Raw genomic sequence first — 12788 nt, 5'->3', positions numbered from 1 at the left:
CTTTTTAGATAAAATTAAGAATCCTGATTGTTTGATCAGGATTTTTTAATGATCAGACCACCTCTACAGTGTATCATGAGTAGTGAATTGAATATACTTTATCAGGCGATGTCTAATCATTTGAAATACCTTTTCCAGGTCCTCCACATCATCATATAGAAAGGGTAAGTAAAAACCGATCCCTTCAATATAAATTTTTATTTTGTCTCCGTTCCAGGTGTTATTAACCTTTTCAACAGAAATCTGATCTGTAAAATATGCTTTACGCATTTTTTTCTTAAAAAATAGAGATAGCGCACTTATGTTTCGGGTTGCAGTTCCAAAGTCGTAAACAGGGAGAAATTCGATGCTGTCATCATTGATAATTAACTGTACGATTTTCTTTCGTCTGATAAAAAGCTTAATTCCTGTCAAAAAACAATAAATAGATCCTATAAATAAAATAACGTATAAGAACATCAGGAGAATAACGATTACCGAAGGTTCCATATAAATTTCTTCAATAACTTCAGGGAATAGCTGAGTGAAAAGATAGATGAAAATTGCGGACAAAAATATCATTGACAAACTTAGCAAACTTGTCCGGAAAGTTGAAATATAGAAGATCTTTTGTCCAGGTTCATCGACGTATTGCCTGGATGATAAAGATTGATCTGCTTTGGATAGAAATAGATTATAGATTAATTTTAAACTTAATGCAATGATTAAAATACCCAGGCAGATCATTACCCATAGGTTTAATGGATAAAAAATTTTACCAGCCACCATAGTCAACAGCAGCAGAATAACCAATCCCAGAATAGGAAGTATAAATTTCAACTGCTTGTTTTGTTTCATTCCCAGATTAGTTTATTTTTCATTTAAGGTTCAATATAAACCCTGATCCTTAAGTTTTATTATCAAAATTACAACTTATATACTGTATTGTATTACAGACGATTAAAAATATATAAAAGAATGATTTAAATTACTATTCGTAAAGGCCTTATACTTTTTCATAAAGGAATTTTCATCCGGCCTTAATTTTAAAATAAATTCCACTTATTTCAAAAAAGGAGTAATATATATCAATTACGTTCAAGTCATTTGAGTATTATTTTCCTCGAAATAAGTATAATTTAGGATTTAAGCTGTTTTTAAGATATGTTAAACAAATGTTTGTTTATTTATCATATTAATCTGATTAAAAGCATTTTGCATTGTTTTTTAACAGTATTTATACACCTGACTTTTGTCATGTTTTATGTTTTGGCATCTAATTTGAAAGATACTCTGCGTCAAACGAAAGTTGACAAGTAGTAAAATTTAAAATTAAGAATAGTAAAATATTAAAAAAATTAAGTTATGAAAAAGTTAATTTTAGGATTAGCAGTAACTGCAAGTTCATTAGCATTCGCTCAGACAACTTCTACTTCATCTTCTAACCCGGTTACATTTGGTGTTAAAGGTGGTATGAACGTTTCATCTCTTTCAAAAGGAGCTGACCTTAGTGATTCAAAATCTAAAATCGGATTCAATGCAGGGGTTTTTGCAAACATCCCGGTAGCGAGCTCATTCAGCATTCAACCGGAGGTATTGTATAATGACTTGGGTTCAAAAGTAACCAGAGAATATACAGTATTAGGTAATAACTTTAAGGATGAATCTTCAAGAAATTTAGGTTATATAGCTGTACCGGTAATGTTCCAGTATAATGCAACTCCTGAATTCTTCTTGGAAGCAGGTCCTGAATTCGGATTTTTAGTAAGTGCTAAAGATAAATTCAAAAGTTCTACGAATGATAATACAAGCACAAGAACGAGAAGTCTTGACAAAGATGCTTTCAACACATTCAACTTTGGAATCGGTATTGGTGCAGGATATTATTTCACACCAAACCTAGGAATTACAGCTAGATATACTGCCGGATTAACAGATATCTACAAAAACAACAATGGTGATGCGATGAGAAACAACGTATTCCAGGTTGGTTTAGCTTACAAATTTAAATAAGCATAAAACACATTCAGATAACAAATTTTGATTTCAATAAAATGGTTAGATTTAATGGTTAAATCTAACCATTTTTGTTATTTTAACATAATTTGGCAAGAATTTTGCAGCAAAACAGTACAAATTAAAATTAAATATAATCATGAGAAAATTATTATTAGGTTTGGCAATCGTTGCTGGTTCATTAACGTTTGCTCAAACATTTGGAGTAAAAGCAGGTCTTAATATTTCTACAATTTCAGGTGGTGATTCAAAATCAAAAGCGGGATTCTATGGTGGGGTTTTAATGAATGTCCCTGTAGCTCCTAGCTTTAGTGTACAACCCGAAATCTTATACAATGGATTAGGCGCAAAAGCTGATGGAAATAATGATGTTAAAGTAAATTTAGATTATATCTCTGTTCCTGTGATGTTCCAGTATAATGCAACTCCGCAGTTTTATCTTGAAGCAGGACCTCAGTTTAGTTTCCTGATCAATTCAAAATTTAAATACAATTCCTATTCTAGAGATGGAAAGGATTTTGTGAAAGGTTTTGATTTTGGTGTAGGTCTTGGTGCAGGATATTTCTTTACGAAGAATATCGGTGTGAATGCAAGATATGTTGCGGGTGTTATAGATATTGCTAAAGAAGTTAATAACGTACAGGCAGATGGAAAAAATAACGTATTCCAGATCGGTCTTACTTATAAATTTAATAAGTAATAATATACTTAATAACAAGATAAGCGGTTAGATTTAATAAATTTAACCGTTTTTTTATATCCGGATCTCCTGTAATGTTCTGTTTTCACATTGAATAATCATTGCAATGCATCCATTGATCAACAAATTATGATCATAAAAAAGTATAAAAGTCTGATCAAAATGGTCACCTGCCATTTTTGTAAGCTTCAATTCATCTGGAAAGTTGGGTGAAAATGGTCATAATTAACGATGAATAAAGGGTGTTGAATAAAAAAAATGAAAAAAGTTTGCATTTTTTTTCAAGCAATTTTAACTTAAAAATTAAACAAATTAGATTGTTTTAACTAAAAAAATCCCACGTATGTGGATTATCACTTATTCTTTTAAAGAAGCGGCTCGCAGCTTATCTTTCTGCAAATCATAAAATTATAATTATGGCAAGCCTTTTGCAAAATACACCCCATCTGAATGAATAATTCGGATAACAAGAAATAGTACAATTTAAAAAATAAAATTATGAATAAGTTATTTCTAGGACTAGCAATAGTTGCTGGTTCATTAGTATTTGCTCAGGAAACACAAACAACAGCTACTATTACTACTGTTAACAAAGAAAAAGAACCAATCAGATTTGGTATTAAAGGTGGAGCTAACTCCGCTCAATTCAGTCAGCAACAATTAAGTGCAAACAATCAGAAAATAGGATTTAATGCCGGTGTTTTTGTAAATATTCCTCTTTCAAAGCAATTCAGTATACAGCCTGAAGCATTGTATAACCAATTAGGAGCAAGAAGTGTTCTTTCTTCTACTGAAGTTACTACGGGAGCTACTACTGTAAAAACTCAACGTGATTACAAAACAACATTGAATTATGTTTCAGTACCGGTAATGGTTCAGTTTAAGCCAGCCGATAACTTTTATGTAGAAGCAGGTCCTGAATTCAGTTATTTCATCGATGGAAAAAACAAAGGTGAAAATACTGTTACAAGCACTACAAACGGTATCGCTACCACTCAGAAAAATTCAGTTTCTGAAACGATCAACAAAGATGACATCAACAAATTCAACTTTGGTCTAGGTCTAGGTTTAGGATACTATTTCACACGTAATCTGGGAATCAACGCAAGATATGTAAATAGCTTGACTAAGATTGATAAAAGCAGACCTGCTGCTGAAAACAACAACAGAGTATTCCAACTAGGTTTGAATTATAAGTTTTAATAACAACAACCAATTTTTTAACCATAGAATGTAGTTTTCTGCATTATAAAATGGCTGGAAGTTATTCTTCCAGCCATTTCTATTGTATGAGTAAGGCTAATCTATTCGAAAATTCGCGGGTCATCGCTAATCACACCATCTATTCCCATTGCTTTTAATTCCTGCAGTCTTTCTTTCGAGTTTACTGTCCATGGTATGACTTTCATTCCGAGCTTGTGACATTCCTGTACCAATCCGGGCGTAACAAGAGATTGATCCGGACTGTAAATTGTAGGAGTAAAACTTAAGAATTTCATATCACCCGATACTCCATTAAGATGATCGGGATACATTCTGAATTTTTCGACAGGGATATTTTTAAAATAATTCCGCTGCTGGGCGAGCTTTTTATCATCCACCTTCTCTACCAGTAAGGCAGTCATTATTTTAGGATATTGTGCATGGATAAGCTCTAAGGTTCTTGGATCGAAGGATTGAATAATAACCCGGTCCTGGATATTTTTCCCTGCAATGATCTTCATCATCAGATCGACAAATTCCTTAGGTTCAGGATGGAAAATATCATCCGAAAAAGGTCGCGTTTTAGTCTCTATATTATAAAACGGCAAAGGCCTTTTAAGTTCCCGGGCATAATTCTCACAGGCATCTATAACATCTGAAAAGAGCGGTTTTTGTACCCCCATTTTCTTTTGGTCAGGATAATTGGCTAGTGTTTTCATCCCTACATCAAAAGTTTTGATCTTTGCATAAGGCATTTCATAAATTTTGTAATAAAATCCTGAATCCCGGGGAATAAATGTTCCGTCAGGCTTTGTTACCAGTTCAGGTGAAAGAAATGCATCGTGAGAAAGAATCATCTGCTTGTCTTTTGTGATGGCAAGATCCATTTCAAGTGTCGTAACACCCATTTTTAAAGCATTTTTCATTGCAGGGATGGTGTTTTCCGGATATAAGGATTTTCCACCCCTATGCGCCTGGTTATCAAAAGACTGAGCTGAATATAGCTGAATAAACAGAAATAAAATACCTGTGATAAATGTACTTTTCATAATCCTGATCTTAATTACGCAAAATTAAAGGATACCGGCATATCCTGTACGACAGTAATATTAAGCTTTTGCTACATTTATATCAATTATTTTTTTCGACAATAAAAACGAAAAAAGACCTGATATTATGCTATCAGGTCTTTTTATGTATTGATTGTTGAGACAATTAATTAAATAGCTCTACTTCCTCCCCTTTTGCTACAGGATATTGTTCTGTAAAACATCCAAAGCAGTGATTGGAAGATCCTAAGATTTCTTTAAGGTTTTCTGTACTAAGGAACTCTAAAGAATCTACTCCAAGGTAGTTTCTTAGCTCTTCAGTCGTCATATTGGCTGAAATCAAATCATCTTTTGATGGAGTATCAATCCCAAGATAACAAGGTGCAATGATCGGAGGAGAAACACTTCTGAAATGGATTTCCTTTACTCCGGCATCCTTTAAAATCTTAACCAGTCTTTTAGAAGTAGTTCCCCTTACAATAGAGTCATCAATAATAACTACTCTTTTGCCTTTAATTTCAGATATAATAGGATTCAGCTTCAGGTTAACGATCCTTTCTCTCATTTCCTGAGTCGGAACAATAAAACTTCTTCCGATATATCGGTTTTTAATTAAAACCGGGCGGAAAGGGATCCCTGATGCTTTTGAAAAGCCAATCGCTGCAGGTACTCCTGAATCCGGAACTCCGATAACGATATCTGCATCCACAGGAGCTTGTTCCCAGATTTTTTCACCCGACTTTTCTCTGATCTCATACACATTAATGTTTTCTAATGTAGAGTCAGGTCTTGCAAAGTAAATATATTCGAAAGAACAGATTCTTTGTTTTCCTTTTTCATTCACCATATAAGATTGTAATCCGGTCTCATTTTCGTTGGTGTAGATGATCTCTCCAGGTAAAATATCACGAACATACTGTGCTCCCACTGCGTCCAATGCTACGGATTCAGAAGCCACCACATATGATTTTTCATCAATAGCTCCTAAAACCAACGGTCTGATCCCGTTGAAATCCCTGAATGCAAAAAACTTATTTCTCGTCATTCCTACCACGGAATAAGCTCCTTCGATCTTTTCCATTGTTGCTTTGATCGCTCCTCTTAATCCCAGATCAAGGTTTTTCTGGATTAATCTTAAGATAACCTCAGAATCTGAAGTTGCTCTGAAAACAACACCTTCTGCCTCCAGTTCGGCTTTCAGTTCTTTTGCGTTCGTTAAATTACCGTTATGTGCAATCGAAAGTATAATCTGGTCATATTCATTTTTCGCAAAAAATGGCTGGAAATTGTACTTCTTTTTGTCTCCTGCCGTAGTATAACGTGTATGCCCTATTGCAGAATTCCCCATAAAAGCTTCAGGATCCTGAATATCTTTATAAACGTCTAAAACCAACCCCTCGTCTTTCAGGTTATTGATCTTCCCGTTTTTAAGAACGGAAATACCACAAGCCTCTTGTCCTCTGTGCTGTAAAGCAAAAAGTCCGAACTGAGAAAGGGAAAACGTATCCAGATCATTGTCAGAATACAATCCGAAAATACCGCACTCCTCATTCGGAGCATCAAGTCTTTCCTCTTCCTTTGTTCTGAAAAGGTTTCTACCGTAAGTCTGGTTTTTAAACTGTTTTAAATATTCACTTTTATGAATGTCTAAACTTTTCATTTCTATTTTTTCTAATCTAGATTTTATTTTGATAGATTCTACAATTAGATGTGAAATTCAATATTATGTTAAATACAATCTCAAGTCTGATTATAAATCTTCCGTATTACTTATTTATTAAGTAAAGCTTTCAGTCTGTTATAGATTTCGACATACGCTTCAGTTACTTCACCTAAGTCTCTTCTGAATCTGTCTTTATCTAATTTTTTCATGGTGTCTTTATCCCATAATCTGCATGTATCAGGAGAGATTTCATCTGCCAGGATAATTTCACCATCTGATGTTTTCCCTAATTCGATCTTGAAGTCAACCAGGATGATATTCATCTTATCAAACAGATCGATAAGGATTTCGTTGATATCAGAAGTCAGCTCGTACATTTCGTCAAGCTCTTCATACGTAGCTGCACCTAAGAAAACAGCGTGGTGATCATTGATCAAAGGATCTCCCAATTCGTCTTTTTTATAGCAGATATCAAAAATAGTTACGGGAGATTTTATACCTTCCTCTACTCCTAATCTCTGAGCCATACTTCCGGCAGAATAGTTTCTTACAACCATTTCCAAAGGAATAATGGATACTTTTTTTACCAATTGTTCTCTTTCGTTCAATTGTTTAATGAAATGAGTTTTAATCCCTTTTTCATTTAAATACTCAAAAATTAAAGTGGTGATCGCGTTGTTCATTTCGCCTTTAAGATCAACCTGTCCTCTTTTCTGAGCATTGAAAGCCGTAGCATCATCTTTGAAACGCACTACTACTTGATCAGGATTATCGGTAGCAAACACTTGTTTAGCCTTACCTTCGTACAACATTTCTTTCTTTTCCATTTTCTAAATTGTCTTTATAGTTAGATTTATAATTATTTTATTAAAATTCCCGTTAAAACAGCCATTCCAAAACTTAAAAGCGTTCCTACCAATACATATTCAGTCAACTTTCGTTGTTTTGCCTGTGCAAGGTCACTGAATCTGAATACAGATTTGGCAGCAACCATGAAACCTACCCCTTCCCAGTGGTTTACCAGAATAAAAATAAATACCAGCAAACGTTCCAGGATTCCTATATATTTACCTGCACTCGTTAAAGATTCGGTTTGTATATTATTCTGAGCTTCAGCAACCGGAGTCCATGAAGACAGTAATATTTTAATGATAATAGATGAAGGCGTCGTTAAAAATAAAACAGCCATTACTATTTTCAGAAATTCCTGATTTTCAAATATCGTTACATCAAATTCTTTAAAATAAAATGAAACAACTAGAATGACCAGAATATGAAGAACTTGATCAATAAAAAACCATCTTTTCTTTGTTTTAATGTTTTGAAAGATAAGCTTAGCTGCATCAATGATAAAATGAGAAATACCTACCAACGCTGCCACCCACCAAAGTTGAAGGTTCCAGAGGAAAATAAAAGTTAAAGCGGTATGTATGAGAACATGCAGGTAGAGATACCTACTTTTAAGTTTACGATTTTCTTTATCAGCAACCCATGAATTTGGCTGAAGAATAAAATCTCCGAGTAAATGTGCCAATATGAGTTTAGTGAAAATCATGTTACAGTTCTGAAATTTTCTTTCTAAAATATTGATTTGTCTCTACAATAAGGTCATAGTTCGCCCGTTTTAGCCTCTGGCTTACCGAAGATTGCGATATGGCAAACTTTCTGGCTAGATCTTCCTGGGTGATATCTTTATTCATAATCATTTCATGAATAATTTCTGCGGTAGCCATTGTCCAGTTATCAAAATCTTTTGAAGCCCACTTTAAAAGAATATTGAGGTCCCTGTCTACCGTTTCGTTCGATGTTTTAATAGCAACAGTATCACCATCACTCTTTAATCCATTCAGTAATCTTCCGGAATTAACGTAGGCCGTTCCATTGGATTCGGTAATCTTTTCTGATGAAAAGTTTTCTTCACCAATACCGATGGCTATCCTTACATCTAAATTTTCCTGACTTTTTATAATAGATTTTATGGCTAGAAAACGCCAGAAAACTTCATCGATAGTACACTTAAACTGAAATTCATCTCCTCTGTAAATTTCCCATGTGAGGGGTGAGCTCCCCCAATTCTCCAGGAGATTCTTTAGTTTGGTAATCCAAACTTCTGTGTCTGCATGTTGCGAATTTATAATATCACCGGTGATGACCGCTATCATTTTGCAAATATAAGCATAATTACTTATAAATAAAAGATATAAGCAGAAACACTTATAGATATTAATTATTAGTGAATCTGCTTATATCAATATCCTGTAAAACAGTAGATTCAACGGGATATGAGCTCTTTGAAAATTAATTTCCAGAACTATAATTTCATTACTTTTTAAAGTGAAAAAATCTATTTTCTGAATTTTATAAAGTTATTTCTTGATAAATTTAAATACTTTGTTATCCAGTTTTAAAAGATAATGACCGGATTGTAAATTCTGCACGGAAATATTATTTTTATTTAGGAAAGGTGTTTTTTCAGTAATCAATACCCTTCCGGACCAGTCGATGATCTGTGCCGTTTCTATGCCTTCTGTTTTTCCGGTTACAAATATATTTTCACTGACAGGATTAGGATATATTTTAAGCTCTTCCTGTCCGGAATACTGAATATCCTGTAAAAATAAAGTTCCCGTATCTTCACAATGATCAGCAGGATGTGCATCCCATTCATTTATATTAAAAGAAGTTGTGGGCTGAGTAACATTAGCTTTTCTGTAAAGAGAAACGTCAGTCAATTGAGATGAATTGGATTGGGACTTGATACCAATAGCATCAACAGTTGCCGATTTATAGCTCAGCTCAATATACTGGCTTCCTGAAAATGTCATTTGCGGGGCTGCAGTAACAAACTTAGCGCTTTCATTGCCAAAGCATGAAAAACTGGCGTTAGGATTTAAAATCATAAAAGTTTCATTATTCTGTACGGTCCCCTCCAGCTCATATGGAGCGGGAAAATAATAATTGGTACCACTAGGAAACTGAATAGCAAGCCTGTAATTGCTTAAATTCACCGCATGCCCCGTTCTGTTGGTAATCTCAATAGCTTTATTATTGGATGTTCCTTCTAAATATTTAGAAACAAAAAGGTCTTTGGAATATACATCGGAAGCAAGAGTGGTTACTGAAACAATATTACTGTCTGGTGAAAAAAGATATCCGTTATCATAGGCTTTAACCGTATAATTGTAGTTGGTAGAAGGAGAAAGATGATCGATGCTTATCGAGGTATTTCTTGTTGATGCCACCAGCGACCCATTCTGATAAATCTTATATCCAATAACATCGGAACTTGTACTTGGCGTCCAGCTCAATGTTGTAAAGTAGGTGCTTGTCTGACTCACAGTTAGATTCGTTGGTGATTGAGGAGAAACCGTGTCCGGAACCTGTCCCCAGATATCATTTACCCATTGCGGATGATCAATAAATGGATTTCTGTTCTTTTGTATCATGTAAACAGAATTATTTCTGTCAATTTCTCTTTGGGAAACAGGATCCTGGGCATGCCACTGGAGAAGCATAGCTATATACGCATCATCAAATGCTTTTTCTTCCGTACCGTCCAGAGGATTGGTATCCGAGGCCGGATTTGCATTATTGTTGAATTTAAAAGTTCCTAATTTTCCTTCATACCTCACCGCAAAATACAATAAGCTCCTGGCAATATCTCCTTTAAACTCATCTATCGGTTCATAAACACGTCCTGTATAAGCATAATTGGGAATGGCACTTCTTCCGATTTTGGAAGAATTGGTAAAGGTGTAAAATACATTAGAAGGTGTTGTAGTAGAAATTCCATAAGGATAATTACTTCTCAACTGATTGATCCTTGCATCTGTTGGTACTACATAAAACAAATCCGAATACATGGGATAGTTACTGTAAAATGTACTTTGAGGCATCATATGCTCTCTGTTCCATCCGAGTCCTTCTGCCGACGAACTTCCTATAAGATTAGCGGTCGTATATTCGTAAGCATCCGGTCCTGTCGGAATTTCAGAGTACATATCCAATAGTATGGTCGTGTTGCTTGCATCATGATCATAATAAATATCGAGATCCGTCTGATTATAATAATTGGTGAGATCACCATAATGCCAGCTTATGTTCTTGGTCGAAATAATGTCATGCAATCTGGACTTCAATGCAAATCCGGTAAGTCCCGTTGTTCCGTCATAATATCCGGCCGGAGCTTGTGCTGAAACAAAAGAGGAAAATAAGATAATAGATCGTAAAAGTTTTTTCATATTCTAAAATTTGGTATTGTAAAGTAGATAAATAATCAATATCTCTTTACACGATTTTTATTAAAAAATTATTAAATTATATTATGTAAAAAACTGATAGTTAATTTATTGTAGACATAATATTACGCATTGGATAATTTATTTTCGTATTTCTACAATTTAAGTATCTTTGAGAACTAACTATTTACTTATATAATGAATACCGAGATTGTTGACAACATCAAAATGATAGCAGAAACAGCAAAAGAATTTGCTGAAAAAAACATCAGACCCCATATTATGGAATGGGACGAGAGCCAGACTTTTCCAAAAGATCTATTTCATCAATTAGGAGAAATGGGTTTTATGGGAATTGTTGTTCCTGAGCAATATGGAGGTTCCGGGTTAGGCTATCACGAATATGTTACCATTCTTGACGAAATTTCTCAGGTAGACCCTTCTATCGGACTTTCTTTAGCCGCACACAACTCATTGTGTACGAACCATATTTACGAATTTGGAAATGAAGAGCAAAGACATAGATGGCTGCCTCAGCTTGCAACAGGAAAAGTACTTGGAGCATGGGGATTAACAGAACACAATACGGGTTCTGATTCAGGAGGAATGTCTACAACAGCTGTGAAGGATGGTGATGAATGGGTAATCAATGGAGCTAAAAACTTCATTACTCATGCTATTTCCGGAGATATTGCAGTCGTAATGACAAGAACGGGAGAAAAAGGAGCAAAGAATAATTCAACTGCTTTTGTTTTGGAAAAGGGAATGCCGGGTTTCACTTCAGGAAAGAAAGAGAACAAACTGGGAATGCGTGCTTCTGAAACGGCTGAATTAATTTTTGATAATGTACGTGTACCAGATTCTAATCGTTTAGGAGAAGTTGGAGAAGGCTTCAAGCAAGCTATGAAAATCCTGGATGGGGGAAGAATATCTATTGCAGCATTAAGTCTTGGGACAGCAAGAGGTGCATATAAAGCAGCATTAAAGTATGCTAAGGAAAGACATCAGTTCGGAAAATCTATCGCAAGCTTTCAGGCTATTAATTTCATGCTTGCTGATATGGCAACTGAAATTGACGCTGCTGAACTTCTTATTCACAGGGCTTGTACATTAAAGAATGCAAAACAAAAAATGACCAAAGAAGGAGCAATGGCGAAGTTATTTGCTTCTGAAGCTTGTGTGAGAATTGCAAATAATGCAGTTCAGATCTTTGGAGGTTATGGATATACTAAAGATTTTCCTGCAGAAAAATATTACAGAGATTCTAAACTTTGTACCATTGGTGAAGGAACTTCAGAAATCCAGAGATTGGTAATCGGAAGAGATATTACACAATAATTTATTTTCTACTATCATGATTAAACAGGCTCTTTTAGGTGAGTTTCTCTATGAAGCAGAGAATACCCGGAAAATTTTAAATGCAATTCCCGACAGTGTTCTGGACTGGAAACCTTCCGATAAAAGCTGGACCACGGGCCAACTGGCTTCACATATTGCAGAGATTTACAACTGGTATGAATATACTTTCAATCAGGATACTTTCGATATGGGAATCTACCAATATGATAAAGGGGATATTTCCACAATTCAAAATATTGTAGCAAAGTTTGAAAATAATGTCAGTAGAGCCCAACAAGTAATAGAGGACTCTGATGAAAGTACATATTTTAATGAGTGGAAAATGGAAATGAATGGAAAAATTCTTTTCGCTCCTACTCCAAGAGTTCAGGTAATCAGAGGCTTTTTATTTAATCATTTATATCATCACAGAGGAGAACTGGTTGTTTATCTGAGATCAACGGGAAATAAAGTTCCTGGATTGTATGGCCCTACGGCTGATGATAGATTGTAATGTAGAGTTAACTTATCAATAAATGAATAGCATGCGTATTTTACGTATGCTATTTTCTTTTTTTGATACAATATGAATTTTATTATTC

At 34.6% G+C, this 12788-nt stretch carries 12 protein-coding genes; 5 read left to right on the top strand and 7 right to left on the bottom strand.

Annotated features, from left to right (window positions below; genetic code table 11):
- Window positions 1-63: 63 nt before the first annotated feature.
- Entirely contained in the window at window positions 64-837 is a 774-nt protein-coding gene (locus tag MTQ00_RS04875) for a hypothetical protein (RefSeq protein ID WP_273647938.1), read from the bottom strand.
- Window positions 838-1344: 507 nt separating this feature from the next.
- Between MTQ00_RS04875 and MTQ00_RS04870 the strand changes: the two genes are divergently transcribed.
- The 3 genes from MTQ00_RS04870 (at window position 1345) to MTQ00_RS04860 (ending at window position 3898) form a co-directional block, all read left to right on the top strand.
- Complete coding sequence (locus tag MTQ00_RS04870; protein ID WP_172282940.1) at window positions 1345-1992, top strand: porin family protein; 648 nt, start codon at window positions 1345-1347, stop codon at window positions 1990-1992.
- Window positions 1993-2134: 142 nt separating this feature from the next.
- Window positions 2135-2695 carry a porin family protein gene (locus tag MTQ00_RS04865; protein ID WP_273647937.1) on the top strand — a complete coding sequence of 187 codons (561 nt, stop codon included), beginning with the start codon at window positions 2135-2137 and terminating at the stop codon, window positions 2693-2695.
- A gap of 498 nt (window positions 2696-3193) precedes the next feature.
- On the top strand, window positions 3194-3898 hold the full coding sequence (locus MTQ00_RS04860) for a porin family protein (protein WP_172282943.1): 705 nt from the start codon (window positions 3194-3196) through the stop codon (window positions 3896-3898).
- Between the two features lie 101 nt (window positions 3899-3999).
- Here MTQ00_RS04860 and MTQ00_RS04855 read toward each other — a convergent pair whose 3' ends face one another.
- From MTQ00_RS04855 to MTQ00_RS04830, 6 genes are all read right to left on the bottom strand, one after another.
- Window positions 4000-4947, bottom strand: coding sequence for a glycerophosphodiester phosphodiesterase family protein (locus tag MTQ00_RS04855; RefSeq protein WP_273647936.1), 948 nt, complete (start codon window positions 4945-4947; stop codon window positions 4000-4002).
- 166 nt (window positions 4948-5113) lie between these two features.
- Window positions 5114-6607 carry an amidophosphoribosyltransferase gene (gene purF, locus MTQ00_RS04850; protein WP_172282947.1) on the bottom strand — a complete coding sequence of 498 codons (1494 nt, stop codon included), beginning with the start codon at window positions 6605-6607 and terminating at the stop codon, window positions 5114-5116.
- Between the two features lie 110 nt (window positions 6608-6717).
- A complete protein-coding gene (gene purC, locus MTQ00_RS04845) occupies window positions 6718-7437 on the bottom strand; it encodes a phosphoribosylaminoimidazolesuccinocarboxamide synthase (protein WP_172282949.1) in 720 nt (239 codons plus the stop codon).
- Window positions 7438-7469: 32 nt separating this feature from the next.
- Window positions 7470-8165: a DUF3307 domain-containing protein gene (locus MTQ00_RS04840; protein ID WP_273647935.1), complete on the bottom strand. Its 696-nt coding sequence runs from the start codon at window positions 8163-8165 to the stop codon at window positions 7470-7472.
- A 1-nt stretch (window position 8166) separates the two neighbouring features.
- On the bottom strand, window positions 8167-8772 hold the full coding sequence (locus MTQ00_RS04835; protein ID WP_172282953.1) for a SatD family protein: 606 nt from the start codon (window positions 8770-8772) through the stop codon (window positions 8167-8169).
- A 204-nt stretch (window positions 8773-8976) separates the two neighbouring features.
- Window positions 8977-10851, bottom strand: coding sequence for an endonuclease (locus MTQ00_RS04830; protein ID WP_273647934.1), 1875 nt, complete (start codon window positions 10849-10851; stop codon window positions 8977-8979).
- Window positions 10852-11046: 195 nt separating this feature from the next.
- On the opposite strand from MTQ00_RS04830, the gene MTQ00_RS04825 reads away from it, so the two are divergent.
- Together MTQ00_RS04825 and MTQ00_RS04820 are read left to right on the top strand one after the other, a co-directional pair.
- Window positions 11047-12186 carry an acyl-CoA dehydrogenase family protein gene (locus tag MTQ00_RS04825; protein WP_172282956.1) on the top strand — a complete coding sequence of 380 codons (1140 nt, stop codon included), beginning with the start codon at window positions 11047-11049 and terminating at the stop codon, window positions 12184-12186.
- A gap of 16 nt (window positions 12187-12202) precedes the next feature.
- Window positions 12203-12700: a DinB family protein gene (locus MTQ00_RS04820; protein ID WP_273647933.1), complete on the top strand. Its 498-nt coding sequence runs from the start codon at window positions 12203-12205 to the stop codon at window positions 12698-12700.
- Window positions 12701-12788 lie beyond the last annotated feature (88 nt).

The sequence above is a fragment of the Chryseobacterium sp. B21-037 genome, assembly GCF_028570785.1.
Classification (GTDB): Bacteria; Bacteroidota; Bacteroidia; order Flavobacteriales; family Weeksellaceae; genus Chryseobacterium; species Chryseobacterium proteolyticum.
Note: the sequence above shows the minus strand (reverse complement) of the source record. Positions and strands in the feature narration are given on the sequence as shown.

Excerpts from the sequence above, each read along its gene's own strand:
- MTQ00_RS04875 (WP_273647938.1), bottom strand. The coding sequence starts at position 837 with ATGAAACAAAACAAGCAGTTGAAATTTATACTTCCTATTCTGGGATTG.
- MTQ00_RS04870 (WP_172282940.1), top strand. The coding sequence starts at position 1,345 with ATGAAAAAGTTAATTTTAGGATTAGCAGTAACTGCAAGTTCATTAGCA.
- MTQ00_RS04865 (WP_273647937.1), top strand. The coding sequence starts at position 2,135 with ATGAGAAAATTATTATTAGGTTTGGCAATCGTTGCTGGTTCATTAACG.
- MTQ00_RS04860 (WP_172282943.1), top strand. The coding sequence starts at position 3,194 with ATGAATAAGTTATTTCTAGGACTAGCAATAGTTGCTGGTTCATTAGTA.
- MTQ00_RS04855 (WP_273647936.1), bottom strand. The coding sequence starts at position 4,947 with ATGAAAAGTACATTTATCACAGGTATTTTATTTCTGTTTATTCAGCTA.
- purF (WP_172282947.1), bottom strand. The coding sequence starts at position 6,607 with ATGAAAAGTTTAGACATTCATAAAAGTGAATATTTAAAACAGTTTAAA.
- purC (WP_172282949.1), bottom strand. The coding sequence starts at position 7,437 with ATGGAAAAGAAAGAAATGTTGTACGAAGGTAAGGCTAAACAAGTGTTT.
- MTQ00_RS04840 (WP_273647935.1), bottom strand. The coding sequence starts at position 8,165 with ATGATTTTCACTAAACTCATATTGGCACATTTACTCGGAGATTTTATT.
- MTQ00_RS04835 (WP_172282953.1), bottom strand. The coding sequence starts at position 8,772 with ATGATAGCGGTCATCACCGGTGATATTATAAATTCGCAACATGCAGAC.
- MTQ00_RS04830 (WP_273647934.1), bottom strand. The coding sequence starts at position 10,851 with ATGAAAAAACTTTTACGATCTATTATCTTATTTTCCTCTTTTGTTTCA.
- MTQ00_RS04825 (WP_172282956.1), top strand. The coding sequence starts at position 11,047 with ATGAATACCGAGATTGTTGACAACATCAAAATGATAGCAGAAACAGCA.
- MTQ00_RS04820 (WP_273647933.1), top strand. The coding sequence starts at position 12,203 with ATGATTAAACAGGCTCTTTTAGGTGAGTTTCTCTATGAAGCAGAGAAT.